Here is a 16,206-nt window from a genome sequence, read left to right as displayed (position 1 = left end):
TGGCGTTCCTACCCTTCCTCTTTGTTCAACGCATCAGCGCTGCCGATAATTTCGGTAAGTTCCTGAGTTATCGAAGACTGACGCGAAGCGTTCAGCTTGCGTGTTAAATCGTCGATGAGATTTCGTGCATTGTCCGTAGCTGTGTGCATAGCATTTTGTCGACTTGCTGTCTCTGAAGCAGCAGCAGTCAACAGACATTCGTGAATTCTTGACTGAATGTACTTCGGCAGAATCGCGTCGAGTACTTCATCAACACCAGGCTCAAAAGCGTAGAGAGGAGCGGCTTTATCGTTCTTCTCTTGTGGTATCGGTTTGTTGTCGACGTGAATTTCCTTCGGTGTGTGAACCAACTCCACCGGAAGCATTCTCAGTACACGAACTTTCTGTGTCACCATGTTTTCAAACTCGGTGAACACCACGTACAGCTCAGCTACACCACCCTTGGCGGCAGGCGTCATGTAGGCATCCAGCAAAGCCTTGGAGATTTCCTCCGCAACTTCTACGCCTGGCTGATCGCTGTCACCTTCCCAAGTACCTGCAATATCACGATTGCGATACTTGTAATAGGAAACGCCTCTGCGCCCATAAACATACAGTTCAGGCTGTTTACCGGACTTATCAAGACCTGCAAGCAAACCTTCCGTTTCGCGGATAATCGATGAGGTGTAGGCGCCTGCCATACCTCTATCGGCTGTCAAAGCGAGAACCGCGACTCTGTCGTTGTCCTCTTTCTTTTCCACGATTGGATGAGTGATATGTGTGTGAGCAACCAGAGACTGAACTGCATCGAAAATCGCATCAGTATACGGCTTCGCATCCAAAGCCACGTTACGGGCTCTGGAAATATGCGAGGACGCGATCATCTCCTGCGCGTTGAAGATCTTCTCCAGCGACGCAGTTGAGGCGATCCTTGACTTGAATGCGAGTTGGGAGCCCATAGCTTACTTCGCCCCCGCAACGATCTGTTCCTGCTCGATAGGAGCTGGACCCGCTTCCTTGTTCTTCTTCGCACCTTCGAGCGTAGTACCGGACTTGGTAACAAATGTTCCGCGGAACTCAGTTACTGCAGCGTCCAAAGCCTGCTCGGTGTCACTAGTGAAGTCTTCAGTATCGCGAATCGTCTTGAGGATGGTGGTGTTGTGGTCGAGATAGTCCATAAGACCCTTCTCGAATGGCAACACATCCTTGATATCCAAGTCGTCGATTTTGCCGTGCGTACCAATCCATACTGAAACGACTTCCTGCTCCATTGGATATGGCGTGAACTGCGGCTGCTTGAGCAACTCAGTCAGACGTGCTCCTCGTGTCAACTGTGCCTTTGATGCTGCATCCAAATCTGACGCGAACATAGCGAAGGATTCCAGCGAGCGGTACTGAGCCAAAGAAATCTTCAGCGTACCCGAAACCTTTTTCAAAGCCTTAGTCTGTGCGGCACCACCGACTCGAGACACCGAAATACCGACATCCACTGCAGGACGCTGATTGGCGTTAAACAAGTCGGACTGAAGGAAGATCTGTCCATCAGTGATGGAAATAACGTTGGTCGGGATGTATGCAGATACATCGTTGGCCTTCGTCTCGATAATCGGCAAACCGGTCATCGAACCGCCACCCAATCCGTCAGAAAGCTTTGCGCAACGCTCCAGAAGACGGGAATGCAAGTAGAACACATCACCTGGGTATGCTTCGCGCCCCGGCGGACGACGCAGCAGTAAGGAAATTGATCGATACGCTTCTGCCTGCTTGCTTAAATCATCAAACACAATCAGAACATGCTTGCCGTTGTACATCCAGTGCTGACCAATAGCCGAGCCGGTGTACGGTGCGATGTACTTAAAACCTGCTGAATCAGAAGCTGGAGAAGCCACGATTGTGGTGTATTCCATAGCTCCGGCATCTTCTAGTGACGCACGAACAGAGGCAATAGTCGAACCTTTTTGCCCAATAGCAACATAGATGCAACGCACTTGTTTCTTGGGATCGCCTGACTCCCAATTTTGCTTTTGATTGATTATGGTATCGATCGCAAGTGCTGTCTTACCAGTCTGGCGATCACCAATGATGAGCTGACGCTGTCCACGACCGATTGGGGTCATAGCATCAATAGCCTTGATTCCAGTTGACATAGGTTCATCGACCGGATGACGGTGCATCACATCAGGAGCCTGAGCTTCCAAAATGCGTCGACCTTCACTCTTGATATCCCCAAGTCCGTCAATTGGTGCGCCAAGAGGGTTAACCGTGCGACCCAAATAACCATCACCGACTGGAACAGAAAGCACCTCACCTGTTCGTTTTACTTCTTGGCCTTCTTCGATACCTGCAAAATCACCGAGGATAACCACACCGATTTCGCGAGCATCAAGGTTGAATGCCAATCCAAGAGTGCCATTTTCAAAAGTCAGCAACTCATTGGCCATGCATCCAGGCAGCCCCTCCACATGCGCAATGCCGTCGCCTGCAGTCCGCACATACCCGACCTCCTGGGTGGGTGTCTCGGACGGCTCGTACGACTCGACGAAATCATCGAGCGCCTTGCGTATCGTGGCAGGATCAATGGTAAGTTCCGCCATGATCACTCCTTTTTCTTGTACTGTTGATAAGTCTTTCGCACGCACATCATGCGCTTACCCCAACTTTGCGACGCAACTGTTGTAGCTGAGCTACAACCGTGTTGTCATGCACTTCAGCTCCAAACTGGATTCGTAAACCTCCAAGAACCTTGGGGTCTACAACTGAGTTGATATGCACCGGCCTGCCAAGTTTTGCAGAATACGCCGAAATAATGCCGCTAAACTGATCGCGAGTAAGTGGGACAGCTGAAACAACCGTAACCACTTGCTCTCCCATATGACGTGAAATCTCATTGATTAGCCACGAGAGTGTCGAGAGGAATCTACGATTACGCAAATCCCTAGTCGCATGCTCAGCGAGAACTATAGTTAGTGGATTAAGACGTTGACCTGCAAGCAATTGCTTAAGGAACTTGATCCTAGTATCTGCACTTACTTGTGTATCCGAAAGACGCGAACGTACCTGCGGCATATTCAGGAAGGCGGAATGAATCTTCGCCAACTCAATCGCTACAGTCGCAGTTACCGATTTCACATCTGCGTAATAGAGCGTGGCGTCAACTGCAAGATCCTCAACTGCATTGGCAATGTGGTCCACCTTGCTCCAACCGCGTTGAGCGAGATCTTCAAGAATCTCTCTGGTCAGGGGCAAAGCTCCTGAAGCATCCAGAAGCTGATCGACCAAAGCCTTCTTGTCCTTCGCAGGACGTGAAGGATCAGTAAGCGCTCGTTCCAGACGCGGATTTAAGTCCAGCAAGTTGGCGAAATCAAACAATTCGCTTGACACGACACCGGCCTGCACGTTTGCTTCGCGCAGTGCTGGTGCAAACTTCTCCCGGGCGCACCGGTCGGAGTTCAGCGATGTCTCTCCGCGCATGTCACCTCCTCTTGCAATGTGTGACGAACCTGAATCTGTTCGTCAGCGCTCTTTCTTTCCGTCATTGAGTTGCTCAATCATCGAATCAATCATCGATTTCTGCACGTCTTCGCTTTCAAGCTTCGACCCGAGAATCTTGCCAGCAAGCGCAGTGGCCAAAGCACCAACTTCACCACGAAGGCTGACTAGAGCTTGCTGCTGCTGGGACTCAATCGAACGCTGAGCATTCGCAGTAATCTGCGTGGCATCGGTTTCGGCGCGACTACGGGCGTCAGCGATAATGTGCGAGGCTTCAGCCCTGGCATCATCTCGAATTTTCGAAGCTGCGACACGGGCCTCACTAAGTCGGTCCTCATACTTCTTCTTCGCAACCTCAGCTTCTTGCTGAGCCTTGTCTGCCTTGGCCATACCACCTTCGATTTTGGCGGCACGTTCATCGAAAATCGCCTGGAACTTGGGCAGGAAGAACTTGTAGAAGAACACTGCAATAATCACTAGGATTAACAACGACCATACGATGTCGTATGTCTTTGGCAGGAACAGATTAATTCCGCCTTCTGCTGCTATCGTCACTTCGTTACCCTCCTTTCACCTATCCAATTGCTGACCATACGTCTGTCGTTTAGCTGAAAAGGAAGCCGCAGACAATGCCGAGCAGTGCGAGGAACTCAATAAGACCCACGCCAATCCACATCAGTGTCTGCAAACGGCCACCGAGCTCAGGCTGACGAGCGGTACCTTCAATGGTTTTGCCAATAACAATACCTAGACCAATTCCTGGTCCAATTGCTGCAAGACCGTAGCCAACAGCACTCAGGTTGCCAGCGACCTGTGCAAGAGTAACCATATCCATAGTTGATTCCTTTCTGGTGGTTTATTCGAACTCGATACGTCGAAAAACCGGTGACTGCCCGAAGTCTAGTCGTTCTCCGGGTAGCTGAGGTTGATATATACAGTGGAAAGAATTGAGAAAATGAATGCCTGTAGGCAAGCGATGAACATTTCAAACAGTGTCATAGCGAAGCCAGCGACAAACATCAGACCTCCGAGCGGCACCATCGCTTTGTTTGCAACCTCAAAGAGGAAGAATTGCGTGGTGGCCAAGCACAATGCGAGCACGATGTGCCCTGCCATCATGTTGGCGAAGAGTCGGATAGTAAGTGACAGTGGCCGAATAATAAGAATCTCCAAGAGATTCATAGGTGCTACAAGAATCAGCACCGGTGCCGGCACACCTTCAGGAATTAATTCTTCTTTGAGATAGGTGCCAAGACCCTTCTCGCGAATAGCCGCACCCCAGTATTGGCAAAATGTCCAAATAGCGAACACCAAGGGCATCGTAATGGTTGCTGTAGCTGCAATGTTCAATCCTGATATCTCACCACAAAGATTGAATACCGCGATCGACAGGAACACCGTGGTGATCATCGGCACGTAGCGTTTACCGCGCAACTCCCCCATGACCTCATATACGATGTTGTTTTTCACGAAGTCCAAAACCCATTCAACGGCTGATTGCCATCTACCGGGGATAAGCTTCGCACGCGAAGCCGTGATACCAAGGACAAGCAATAACACCACAGTTGCAATAATGCGTACCAGAATGATGCGATTGATCGCGAAAGGAGTTCCTTGAAAGAGGATCTCTGGAGGAAGGAAGTCTTGGATAGTCGGATAATCCGGCTCATTCGACGCGGCTACCAGCGTTTGTGCACTGTACAAACCCGTCATCTAACGCCTCCTGCTTTTCCCGACCAGCATTAAATATAACGCCAGTAATCGATGACTTTGTGACGCGAAGGTTTCTTCACATCACCCATCAAGCAGTCCGCCAGCACCTTCGGGAAGCAAATCCCGTAGACGCGGACATTCTGCTCCGAATGGCTAGTGAATGGTCTACTTGCGAATGTGGACATGACCCCGAATCCCTTGAGCTGCAAGGCTTTTGCGGCGTTTTGCGCCTCTTTCTGCCTTAAAGCTTGGAATCATGCCGTTTCGTTCGTACCCCGCACGTTCTGAATCACACCATACCCGTCTTTTGCGAATATGGCGTATCCATCTTGCCGCGGACTACCAGGTTGGTGGCGAATTGAACGATCTGTACCTAAACGTTTATTGGCTCTGAGCTCTGGAACCTCTCGTAAATCGTACGGTGTGGTTTGATATACCCAGTTCAGCCAGTTACGCCACAGTAGGTTGGCATGAGCTCTCCATGCAAAGAGAGGCTCCTGTGTTGGATCGTCATGCGGATAATAATTTTTAGGGAAGGGCACATTGGTCATGCCTTTGCTCATATCTCGCGCATATTCATTGGCAAGCGTGTATTTCCCGTATTCCCAGTGCCCCAGCGCAAATATCTCAGAAAAATCTCGAGTCGCAATCAGACCAGGACCTGACTCCTCTCCCCAAGTAAGCACTTGCAGATCAGGGTTAGCAGCAATATCGTCCTCGTCCATTGAAGCAAGACGAGAATGAGGTTGAAGCGTGATTTCATCAAAACCGTTAGTAATAAAGCAGTATTCGTCTTGCAAATATTGGGGGAACACACCAAAGATTTTCTTGTCAAGAACATGTTTGCGCACACCATAGCGGTAGTTCAAAGCACCCATGGCACCCCAGCACAGGTATAGCGTGGAAAAAGCGTGAGACGACGCCCAATCGAGGATTTCTTTGAACTCATCCCAATAATCCACATCGTCAAAAGCTAGATGTTCGACCGGCGCGCCAGTCACTACAAAACCATCGTAGTAATTGTTTTTTACTTCGCTCAAGGGTTCATAGAACTTCAGTAGATGGTCACGACTGGTGTGTGTGGCCTCGTGACTAGCTATTTTCATAAAATCAACCTCGACTTGTAGAGGTGATTTAGAAATCAACCGCAATAATTCAGTCTCTGTTTCAATCTTTTTCGGCATGAGGTTCAATATCAGCAGTCTCAGCGGGCGTAAATCCTGTTGTTCGGCTTCTGGGCGCTCCAAAGCAAAGATTCTCTCCGAGTCGAGAATCGCCCGTGCTGGCAAACCACTGGGAATATTGATAGGCATACTCACCATTATTGCAAGCTTCGCTGTGAGGTACAGGCCTCTCGCTATTAGCTGTGTTTATGAGCTGCTGCAGATATGAGTAATAGCTCGATTTGAGAAGAAGGTTCAAGTCTAGGAGTGGCTGGCATTGGGCGCGAGAAATCAAGTAGAGAGGTGAAATGAATCCGGATAGGAGAAAACCCTAACAGTTAGAAATATGCGCTGACATTCTTGTAGGAGCTTCTTAATCGCGCACTATGCTGAGCACAAAACTGAGCACAGATCATTTGTTCCTGTACCACTTATATGTAGGAGTCTTATGTATCTTCAGCTTTTTCTATCTGTGCGAAAACTCATATGACTATTGCAACAATCTGCAAAGAATTACATATCTTGCTGATTGTTTCCAGCACGACTCCTCTTCCTCTACCAGCAAAGTGCGCCACACCGGTTTGACATTCTCAGCTTCACCCCTAAAGTAGATAGAGCTGTCGCAAGGCAGCCGACGCGGGGTGGAGCAGTTCGGTAGCTCGCTGGGCTCATAACCCAGAGGTCTCAGGTTCAAATCCTGACCCCGCTACTGGTTAAGGCTGAGGCTCTATGGAGTCTCAGCCTTTTTTAGATTATAGGTAATCAGAGATGCTTGTTATTGGGCCCGGCTCTTCTTACGCTCGTATGCTCTGGTATAAATTCGTTCAGTGGCAATACACACTCAGTCAGAGGACAACAGAAGCTCGAGAACTTCTTCGATGCGCAGAGTCTCCATATTTAATATTTAATATTTAATATAGTTATGAGATCACCACTTCTCGGATTCTTTTCCGTTGACTCCCAAACGATCATCTCCGCGATCGACTCAGATTAAAACACAGGCACACCATATGTCCCTCGTGTTTGAGCAGCCAGTTGTAATAGTCATCAATATCTCTGCCCGCCATATTTATGTATAGCTTTGCCCGAGACGATACCGCAAGGTTCCTAAATCATTCAACAAGGCACATGAGACTGCGATAACACCTCCGTTGAACACCTTGTTAACAACCCTTTTGCCAATAAGCAATGGTTAAACGTTTATCATTGCCCAGAAGGGACTCTATGAAATGAGGCATCTAGTTGCTCAATCAGCAGCTCGAAACTCTCATCGATTGAATTAGGCAGTGCAAAGCCTCCATCAAGTTCCAGCGACACAAAGCCATGTAATACTGACCTGGCAAATCGAATGTGACTGATGTCTTGCTCATTGATGCCATAGCTATGAAGCGCCGCGACCACGACCGCAATCACTTCATTGGCTGCTTCTTTCCAAGGCTCATAATCGCGTGATTGCTGAGTCAGCTGATAACAACCAGGACGCGTACTGGCAAATGATCGATATGAATTGCACAGAGCAACAAGCGCTTGTTTTCCATACAGGCCTCGTATAGCTAGGTTGATGCGTGCAGCTAAATCACTAGTCGCCTGCGTCGCGACCAGGTTTAGTAGGTCAGAGCTTCCTTTCACGTGCTTATACAAGCTCGGAGGCGCAACATGAAAATCAGATGCGAGCCGCGCCAAAGTAAGGTGCTCAATCCCTTCAGCATCGATTATCTCGCTCGCTCTTTCAACAATGACCGTTGTGTTAAGACCTGCGCGTGGCATTTGACAATCCTTTGAGAAATCCGACGATTCGTGGAGACACTATCTCAGGGGACTCCAGCATCGGGGCATGACCAGCTCCTGGGACCAACAGTATCTGACTATTCAGTTTTTCTGCGGCCCACCGTGCTTCATCGCTGGGACTTTTCCAATCAGGGTCCGCAGTACCCATGACAATCAGTGAAGGTGAGTTAATCCGTGAGAACCAAGGCTCAACAACACTATGATCGGTTTTCGTAGTGCGCGTAAACGCCCTCCAATATCTTGACCTAGTAAGCAGCCTAGTGGCATGAGCCGCGCGTACCTTAGCTTCATCCCCGAGCCCAGGCCAGAGTTTGCTCGAATATGCTTGCCAAACATACGGGCCCCATGGGCGGGCAAGCGCGCAGCTCGATGCCACCCTCGAGATAGCTCCATCACCACGTAAAAATGGCGTAACGAGAACCATTCCTGCAATTGCGTCAGGTCTTTTTCCTGCAGCGATAACCGCAGCTGCTGCGCTCATCGACGCACCAACTACATAAGCATGTCCATCACCATATTGGTCTATTACGGCAAGCAAATCATTAGCGGTAGCTTCGTCTCCGTACTTCGGAAAATCAGCATCACTATCGCCATGTCCACGCAGATCAATCTGTGCAACGCGAAATCCATGCGCAGTCAAATATTGAGCTAGTGGATCGAATGCATCACGCGTGTCTCCCATCGCTGGTGAGCATACGACAAGCGGCCCACTGCCGTGAATTTCCACAGCGAGAGATCTGTTATTCATTGACATAAAGCTAATAGTCATAGCTTATAAGATACGGATATTAGCTTTTGCTGTCAAGCTCGAATTTTCTCGTGTAAGTCAGCATTCATACACACGAAATTGCGTCAAAAGAATCGCCGTTGACGTTTACTGCCACAACAAAAATGAGTAAAAAAATCAACATGTCTTAACAGTGATATTATATTAACGAGGTTAACGTAGTACGGACAATGGAGACGTCATGAATCTAACCGAATACATCACAGGCATCCAACACGTTGGTATTCCAACCACCAAACTGGATGAAACAATTGCTTATTACCAAACTTTGGGGTTCGAGGTAGCCGGCAAATTCCCCAATGGCAGCAGCACATGTGCATTTCTGAGATTTGGGAATCTTACTCTTGAAGTTTGGACAGTGGATTCGACGCCCAATGCAGCAGGCGCAATTAACCATTTTGCATTAAATACCACCGATATCGACAAGGCATTTGAAGCTGCCAAAGAATTGAATCTCAACTTTGTCGAAGGTTCAATCCAACACATTCCTTCATTCTGGGATAATGGCATTGCCTACTTCAACGTGCTTGGGCCAAACGGAGAAACTATCGAGTTCTGCCAGATTCTGTAATGTATCGAGATTCTGTAGTTCACCGTTATTAGAGCATCATCAAGACACCGAAAACTTTGGGGGAAGTAGTGTCAACAAAACAACGCTGGGTAGAGCAGTCAGACGGCTATCTCAACCGCACACCAATTCTGCAATTCGTCCTCGTCTCAATACTATTTGCCATTTGGGCAGTTTCATCGAGTCTTAATGACATACTGATCACTCAGTTCAAAGCCGTCTTTGACCTCAGCGATCTAGCAACTGCATTCGTGCAGAGCGCCTTCTACGGTGGTTATTTCATCATTGCTATTCCTGCTTCTTTGTTTATCAAGAAAACTAGTTACAAAGCAGGCATCATCGCTGGTCTGTCACTGTTTGCACTCGGATGCTTGATGTTCTTCCCAGCATCCCAATTCGCGACCTACGGCATATTCCTCTTCGCCATTTTCATTGAGGCAATAGGTTTAAGTTTCTTGGAAACATCAGGTGACACTTATGCCACTCTGCTTGGCCCGAAACGTTTAGGAACCTTACGACTCAATATTTCACAGACCATGAACGCTCTCGGCCTGATCGTTGGCATACTGCTAGGCAAATATCTCGTTTTCCAAGATACAAATCTGAAAACTGAAATGTCTGGTCTGTCACAGGCCGCAGCCAAAGCTTACGGAACCGCGCAGCTGAGTAGAACGCTATCACCGTACAAGTATGTACTAATTGCACTTGGTGTGCTCATCATCCTGTTCGTAGTCACCAAATTCCCAACCGGACGGCCAAAAACTACCGAAGGCAAAGTTGCCTCAGCAAGCTTGAAAGAAACCCTCATCTATCTAGCAAAGAACAACAGATATAAACGAGGTATCCTTACACAGTTCATCTATATTGGTGCGCAAACGGGCATATGGTCATTCACGATGCGACTCGCACTGAATATGTTCCCATCCTTCAGCGACCGTGATGCCTCGAACTTCATGTTGTGGAGTTATGGATTCTTCTTTGTTGGCCGTTTCTTCGGCAGCTATTTACTATCCAAGTTCAGGGAAACACGAGTGCTGGCAACATACCTAGTTTTAGGTACCCTGATGCTGCTTGGAACGGTGTTCATTCATAACATTATTGCCGTGTGGCTCGCAGTTGGAGTTAGCTTCTTCCTCGGACCTGGCTGGCCAACAATCTATTCGCGCACTTTGGAAACAGTCAAAGATAGGCGCTACACCGAAACTGCAGGAGCGATTATCGTGATGGCCATTGTGGGTGGTGCAGTTTTGCCAGCTCTTCAGGGGGCACTGTCAGATGCAAGCTCAATGCAATTCTCCTTCATTCTTCCCGCGATTGAATTACTAGCGGTCTCTTGGTACTTCTGGACAGAAATGAAGCACGATACCTTAACCCCGCAGCAGAAAAAAGAAGCTGCGTTGGCAAAGTAGTAGACAATCCGACAAGTACTGTTACTAGATGCAGCGAATGCCGCAAACCTAGAGTTTCTCACTCAAGGCTTGCGGCATTCGTTGTTCTCAGTCACTACACTGCCCTATTCTTCTTCGTCGCAATTAATGAAGCATGATTGCCAGTAAAGTCTATTCCAACAACGGTGAGATACTCCATCGAGCTTTGTCGGTTGCTGTGGGATGCTGAATTATTACCAGTAACCTGACACACTTAGCTGTTTGTACCATTCGCGATATTACAAGTTGTGAGTTACACAATGAAGGAGAACAATTGAGAATCGCCTTATGCCAACTCGGTAGTTCCACCACAAATCTGAACCACAATATTGAGATGGTGATACGAGCTGCCAATCAGTGCAAGAGCAAGAATTGCGATGTGCTGGTCTTCCCCGAAGCCACGCAATTAGCATTTGGAGGTGATCTTCAAGAGGCCTGCGCACAATCGACAGCCTTTGTACACGGATTGCAACAGGCCGCACTAATCTCCCACGCTGTAGTTATAGCGGGAGGATTCCGACCGGCTGACGGCAATGATGCGCGCGTAAAGAACACCCTGTTTTTTGTTAATGAACATGGACTTGTGCACTGCTATGACAAGATTCATGGCTTCAATGCTCTCGGCTATAGGGAAATCGACACAATACAACCAGGGACTACTGTGCCAAAACCATACATGGGTATTGGTTGTGCGATTTGCTATGATTTGCGTTTCCCTTCAATGTTCTGCACACAAGCGCGAAATGGTGCAGATATTATTGTGGTTGCTGCATCATGGGCCGATGGTGATTTGAAGGCTGAACAGTGGGAAACACTCAGCAGAGCCCGCGCTTTAGATTCGTGTTGCTTTATCGTCGCAGTAGGACAGCCTGATCCTTCAACAATAGGGAATACGGTTCCCAGCAATCAGCCGAGTGGCATAGGGAGCAGTCTGGTTTGGGCGCCGGACGGTAAGTGTTTATCGCGTCTGGGACGCGGCAACGCCATAGAGCTTGTAGACATACCCACATCAGATATCACACGATACCGCTCAATTTTTAGAGTTCTTGAGAACGAAGTTCCTGGAATTGATCTGTGACAATCCGCATAAAGCGTCAACACCATGGGGAGCAGTAGCGTCACACTCCACCCCATGGCGGGTCACCGATTACTCACTTGCTAGATCTCACACAGTCGCTCGTTGGTTGACAATATATCCAACTGTTGCCATAACTACGCACACCACAGCAAGTACTGCAGCTATCGCCCAATAGCCTTTAGGCGCGAAAAAGCTTATGAACGCTGTACTCTGCCATATAAACACGGCAAGAAGTCCCAAAAGAACCACCACAGTGGCAATAATGGCAATAGTCAGAATTTTTGCACCAAAAGAACGCAATACCGTGCCATAAGTCGCTCCTATGAGGAGGGCTATCAGCGACAAAATAAACATCGTAACGAACGCGATAGCATAATTGCCTGATCCCAACACTGTCACATCAAACGCGTGAACCCCGAACCACCAGTGATTGGTCAATTGTTCCAATGCAAGTCCAAACATGGTAAATACTCCAATAGTTGCGGAAGTAGTAAGGAATCCAAGCATTGTTCCGAGCCAGAAATCTCGACGGGTTGATCCAAAGGCTAAAGCTGCATTAAATTGCCGATTGACACACAATGCACCAGCAACAATCAGGAAAGCGGGAAAGCAAATGATACCCCCCATATTCCCACTCGCATTATCACTTTGCATACCCGCTGGTAGTGGCAGCCCTGCTTTAATTCCTAACAGCAATACGATAATGGCACTGATCACCCAATACAGAGTGAGTATCTCAATAGGTATCAGCAAAGAATACTGTTTTTCAGTCAGATATTGCCCAAGAATCGCAAGAATATTATGACGCTTACGTTGTCCATCGCGATCGTAGTGGCGCACTGAGGCAAATGTATTAGTCATCGTGATCCTCCTAATAATTCTTGTGCGTCATGCTGCACATTGTTCTCCGTTTCAACCGCGCCAACCGCCGAAACCAGCTCCTGTAACGTTGCATGCCGCAATTCGGCCATACTGACAGCTTGAAGTATGTGACGGCGATCTTCGTCTAACTGCCCTCGAAATACCATTGAACTTACTGCCCCCATTGTGGAGGTAGACAGAATTTCCATCTCTCTGAGATGGTGTTCTGCAAGCTCTGTTGGCCCCGTAAATACCCAAGAGTTAGTGGTAGCCTCGTCGACATCAGCAGCTTCGACCACACAACCGTGATGCAGGATTGTCACCTTTTCCAACAGATTCGCGCACTCATCAATCAGGTGGCTCGACATCAGAAATGTTCGCGGATTTTCTGCCTGCGTCACTGCTAATTCCTCATATAGCACCCCACGCGCCGTCGCATCCATACCGAGATACGGTTCATCCAAAAAGGTGTATGGCGCACCAGAAGAAAGTGCAATGGTCACTGCCAGAGCAGAACGCTGCCCTCGAGATAGCTTGCCCGCTCTGACAGTCAAAGGAAGGTCAAGTCTGCGTACCAACCTTTGGCAGAGCAACACATCCCAATCGGGGTAGAAGCGCTGCGCCGAGCGAAGAATCATACCAGCGGTATAGACATCATGCCATCGCTGATTCTCATGAACAAAGCAGGTTGTAGAGAGGATATTGGCATTTTCAGCTGGATTTTGCCCGTCTATATACACATTGCCTGATGAAGCAAAGCTGTGGTTACAAATAATTGACATCAACGTTGTCTTCCCTGCACCATTGCGTCCCAGAAGACCATGAATTCTCCCTGGTTCAAAATTCACTGTGACATGCTGCAAGGCTGTTTGCTTATCAAAACGTTTAGTCAAGTCATAGACCATTATTCCACGAGCATCCGTGCTGTTGTCGTCCTTAGTCATGATGATTCCTCTCCTGTGTCACGATAGCGGTGGGATTGGTTTGTACAATCGCATCCCGTTCGCGAATAGTCGCAATAAGATCTTCAAGGGAAATGCCCAACAGTCTTGAATCCTGAATAAGTGGATCAATCAGAGTGCTATTGAGCTCCTGAATACGCTCAGCTCGCAATATGGCAACTGCGTCTGTGGTAGCAAACGTGCCTATGCCTCTACGTTTTTCAAGAACCCCCCTGTCTGTTAACTCGCTCAATGCTCGCCCAGCAGTGATTGGATTGATTTTGAAGAATGCTGCCAACTCTGTGGTTGAGGGAACCTGGCTCCCAGCAGGGTATGTCCCCGTTAATATCCCGTTGGCAATAATTCGGGCGACAGCCATAAATATCGGCTCTGAGATATCCGAAAATGCTTCCACAGCACCTCCATTCACGATTCTTATAATACTTATATGGTTATATACTTAGGTAGTTAACCATATAGATATAGTGATGTCAATTTTCTCGGGATTAAAGCTTGAGAATTCAGGATTTTCACTGTTTATTACAGTGCAGAACCATCAGATAGATATTCGCTTTGAACTTCGGCAATTCGTCGCAATCACTATTCCCTTCCAGCCCTTCAATGACTTACACTCGATGAGCTCATAAGCCTCCGCCTGCATCCCAAGCGTTAACCGAAACGAAACGGGCAGATATGAACGCGAAATGTTCAATGTGGAGGATGACTCTCACATCGTGGGGATGAGAACACACAACAGCTTCGTTATGCAGAGCTTTTGCTCAGGCATAAATCATTGCACCAAGCCGGATTCGATATCAATTGATTCGCCACGACGTGCGAGGGAATAACACTGATTCGGGGAAACAATACATCAGCGCGATATCTCGCAAAACACAGCGGGCACATAGCATTCGCTTCAACTTCAGCGACTTTTGCTTGGCATAGATCAATAGGAGGCATCGACATGACAGCGTCACTCAGCGAAATTGACGATTTTAGCATCGAAGATTTCACCAAAGCATACAGTGAAGGGACTCTGTCACCCGTTGAAGTGTTACGTCATAAAAGTGAACTTATGGATGAAGCAGAGCCAGTACTTCACGCCATGGCGAAACGCTACGACAGGGACGACTCAACTATTCAAGTTGCTCGAGATTCAGAGTCACGTTGGCACCGCGGAGAAGCTATAAGTGATTTGGATGGCGTCCCACTGACCATCAAAGAAAATGTCAATGTTGTGGGCGAAGTCACCACTTGGGGTTCGAAAGCCTTCGCTGACTCCCAGCCTGCAACACTCAACTCCCCTGTTTATGATCTGCTCAACGCCACCGGATGTATTACTTTAGGCAAAACAGCAATGCCAGAATGGGGCATGCTGTCATCGGGCGTTTCAACAGACCACCCAACTACCTGCAATGCCTGGAATGCCGACTGGAATCCAGGAGGCTCAAGCGCAGGTGCTGGAACTGCTTCAGCCGCAGGCTATTCTCCAGTCAATTTTGGCAGCGACATCGGCGGATCTGTGCGGCTACCAGCAAGTTGGAATGGTGCAGTTGGCCTCAAACCAACATTTGGTCGTATCCCCGTTGACCCACCGTACTACGGCCGTTCAATCGGTGTGATGGGACGCAGATTCGATGACATCAGCACCACCCTGTCTCTAACGTCAGCACCAGATTGGCGCGACCCATACAGCTTGCCACTCGCCAACAAGGGCTGGCTCAGTACCGAGCGCAATCTCAACAACATCCGCATCGGCCTATTACTTGATGCTGGGGCGGGAGCACCAGTCACCGCTGAAGTTCGTCAAGCTGTGAGCGATGCCGCAACACTGTTCGAACAAGCCGGTGCACAGGTAGAAATATTGTCACCTTTTGTTGGCAACAGTATTGATCTTATCGATATGTTTTGGCGAGCAGTTCATTACAAGGATTATGTCAATCTCCCTGAGAGCAGCAAAGCGCTGATGCTTCCCTTCATATCTCAATGGTGTCTGGCCGGATCAGATATCACCAGCGCAGAAGCCGTCAGAGGTAGCGACGAACAATTAGCTTTGGCTAAACGCACCCTTACCGCCACAAAAGATGTCGACTTCATTATCTCTCCCGTATCCCCCGATGCAACCTACCCAGTCGATTGGCCAATGCCCAGCAATGATGTCGAACATGCTATGGCGCACATTGCATTCTGTTTGCCCTACAACATGTCAGGTCAACCAGCAGCAAGCTTGAATTGCGGTTTTACTGCCGATGGCAGGCCAATCGGACTACAAATTGCCGGGCAACGATTTGACGAAGCCGGAGTGATTTGGATGAGCAAACTGTTCGAAGACATTAAACCTGCTTCAGCAACGATCACCTCATGGCCTCGTATATGGGAGCACTCAAACAATTAACTTGCTGCATATCAATA

The 16,206-nt window shown here is 48.4% G+C and carries 18 protein-coding genes and 1 tRNA gene; 6 read left to right on the top strand and 13 right to left on the bottom strand.

Going from position 1 to position 16,206, the window contains the following annotated elements:
- Positions 1-8: 8 nt before the first annotated feature.
- The 8 genes from LKI20_RS02675 to LKI20_RS02640 all read right to left on the bottom strand — a co-directional run bounded on the left by LKI20_RS02675 (position 9) and on the right by LKI20_RS02640 (position 6,494).
- Positions 9-938 carry a F0F1 ATP synthase subunit gamma gene (locus LKI20_RS02675; RefSeq protein ID WP_291769515.1) on the bottom strand — a complete coding sequence of 310 codons (930 nt, stop codon included), beginning with the start codon at positions 936-938 and terminating at the stop codon, positions 9-11.
- Positions 939-941: 3 nt separating this feature from the next.
- Positions 942-2,573 carry a F0F1 ATP synthase subunit alpha gene (gene atpA / locus LKI20_RS02670; RefSeq protein ID WP_291769512.1) on the bottom strand — a complete coding sequence of 544 codons (1,632 nt, stop codon included), beginning with the start codon at positions 2,571-2,573 and terminating at the stop codon, positions 942-944.
- A gap of 46 nt (positions 2,574-2,619) precedes the next feature.
- Complete coding sequence (locus LKI20_RS02665; protein ID WP_291769510.1) at positions 2,620-3,450, bottom strand: F0F1 ATP synthase subunit delta; 831 nt, start codon at positions 3,448-3,450, stop codon at positions 2,620-2,622.
- A 42-nt stretch (positions 3,451-3,492) separates the two neighbouring features.
- A complete protein-coding gene (locus tag LKI20_RS02660; protein WP_291769507.1) occupies positions 3,493-4,023 on the bottom strand; it encodes a F0F1 ATP synthase subunit B in 531 nt (176 codons plus the stop codon).
- Between the two features lie 49 nt (positions 4,024-4,072).
- Positions 4,073-4,303, bottom strand: a complete 231-nt coding sequence (atpE, locus tag LKI20_RS02655) for a F0F1 ATP synthase subunit C (protein ID WP_033494620.1) — start codon at positions 4,301-4,303, stop codon at positions 4,073-4,075.
- A gap of 65 nt (positions 4,304-4,368) precedes the next feature.
- Complete coding sequence (gene atpB, locus LKI20_RS02650) at positions 4,369-5,181, bottom strand: F0F1 ATP synthase subunit A (protein ID WP_291769499.1); 813 nt, start codon at positions 5,179-5,181, stop codon at positions 4,369-4,371.
- A 29-nt stretch (positions 5,182-5,210) separates the two neighbouring features.
- Positions 5,211-5,366, bottom strand: a complete 156-nt coding sequence (locus tag LKI20_RS02645) for a hypothetical protein (RefSeq protein WP_291769496.1) — start codon at positions 5,364-5,366, stop codon at positions 5,211-5,213.
- 69 nt (positions 5,367-5,435) lie between these two features.
- On the bottom strand, positions 5,436-6,494 hold the full coding sequence (locus LKI20_RS02640) for a homoserine O-succinyltransferase (RefSeq protein WP_291769494.1): 1,059 nt from the start codon (positions 6,492-6,494) through the stop codon (positions 5,436-5,438).
- Between the two features lie 485 nt (positions 6,495-6,979).
- On the opposite strand from LKI20_RS02640, the gene LKI20_RS02635 reads away from it, so the two are divergent.
- A tRNA-Met gene (locus LKI20_RS02635) sits at positions 6,980-7,053 on the top strand.
- A 494-nt stretch (positions 7,054-7,547) separates the two neighbouring features.
- On the opposite strand, the gene LKI20_RS02630 is transcribed toward LKI20_RS02635, so the two are convergent.
- Both LKI20_RS02630 and LKI20_RS02625 read right to left on the bottom strand, forming a co-directional pair.
- Positions 7,548-8,111, bottom strand: coding sequence for a TetR/AcrR family transcriptional regulator (locus tag LKI20_RS02630; protein WP_291769491.1), 564 nt, complete (start codon positions 8,109-8,111; stop codon positions 7,548-7,550).
- Positions 8,092-8,880, bottom strand: a complete 789-nt coding sequence (locus tag LKI20_RS02625; protein WP_291769488.1) for an alpha/beta fold hydrolase — start codon at positions 8,878-8,880, stop codon at positions 8,092-8,094. The genes LKI20_RS02630 and LKI20_RS02625 overlap by 20 nt, the downstream gene beginning before the upstream one ends.
- A gap of 220 nt (positions 8,881-9,100) precedes the next feature.
- Here LKI20_RS02625 and LKI20_RS02620 point away from each other — a divergent pair, with 220 nt between their 5' ends.
- The 3 genes from LKI20_RS02620 (at position 9,101) to LKI20_RS02610 (ending at position 11,992) form a co-directional block, all read left to right on the top strand.
- Positions 9,101-9,490, top strand: coding sequence for a VOC family protein (locus LKI20_RS02620; protein WP_291769485.1), 390 nt, complete (start codon positions 9,101-9,103; stop codon positions 9,488-9,490).
- A 68-nt stretch (positions 9,491-9,558) separates the two neighbouring features.
- Positions 9,559-10,896, top strand: a complete 1,338-nt coding sequence (gene fucP / locus LKI20_RS02615) for an L-fucose:H+ symporter permease (protein ID WP_291769482.1) — start codon at positions 9,559-9,561, stop codon at positions 10,894-10,896.
- Between the two features lie 292 nt (positions 10,897-11,188).
- Positions 11,189-11,992 (top strand): nitrilase-related carbon-nitrogen hydrolase, encoded by an 804-nt coding sequence (locus tag LKI20_RS02610; RefSeq protein ID WP_291769479.1) that lies wholly within the window; start codon positions 11,189-11,191, stop codon positions 11,990-11,992.
- 87 nt (positions 11,993-12,079) lie between these two features.
- On the opposite strand, the gene LKI20_RS02605 is transcribed toward LKI20_RS02610, so the two are convergent.
- From LKI20_RS02605 to LKI20_RS02595, 3 genes are read right to left on the bottom strand one after another with little or no spacing between them, the layout of a single operon-like run.
- Complete coding sequence (locus LKI20_RS02605) at positions 12,080-12,853, bottom strand: hypothetical protein (RefSeq protein WP_291769476.1); 774 nt, start codon at positions 12,851-12,853, stop codon at positions 12,080-12,082.
- Positions 12,850-13,797: an ATP-binding cassette domain-containing protein gene (locus LKI20_RS02600; RefSeq protein ID WP_291769473.1), complete on the bottom strand. Its 948-nt coding sequence runs from the start codon at positions 13,795-13,797 to the stop codon at positions 12,850-12,852. The genes LKI20_RS02605 and LKI20_RS02600 overlap by 4 nt, the downstream gene beginning before the upstream one ends.
- Positions 13,790-14,209 carry a GntR family transcriptional regulator gene (locus tag LKI20_RS02595; RefSeq protein ID WP_291769470.1) on the bottom strand — a complete coding sequence of 140 codons (420 nt, stop codon included), beginning with the start codon at positions 14,207-14,209 and terminating at the stop codon, positions 13,790-13,792. The genes LKI20_RS02600 and LKI20_RS02595 overlap by 8 nt, the downstream gene beginning before the upstream one ends.
- A gap of 73 nt (positions 14,210-14,282) precedes the next feature.
- Between LKI20_RS02595 and LKI20_RS02590 the strand changes: the two genes are divergently transcribed.
- Positions 14,283-14,441, top strand: coding sequence for a hypothetical protein (locus tag LKI20_RS02590; protein ID WP_291769467.1), 159 nt, complete (start codon positions 14,283-14,285; stop codon positions 14,439-14,441).
- A 317-nt stretch (positions 14,442-14,758) separates the two neighbouring features.
- A complete protein-coding gene (locus LKI20_RS02585) occupies positions 14,759-16,189 on the top strand; it encodes an amidase (RefSeq protein ID WP_291769464.1) in 1,431 nt (476 codons plus the stop codon).
- Positions 16,190-16,206: the final 17 nt, after the last annotated feature.

It is taken from the genome of Bifidobacterium sp. (assembly GCF_022647885.1).
GTDB lineage: Bacteria > Actinomycetota > Actinomycetes > Actinomycetales > Bifidobacteriaceae > Bombiscardovia.
The sequence above is the reverse complement of the archived record's forward strand: the minus strand, read 5'-3'. Positions and strand labels throughout refer to the sequence as shown.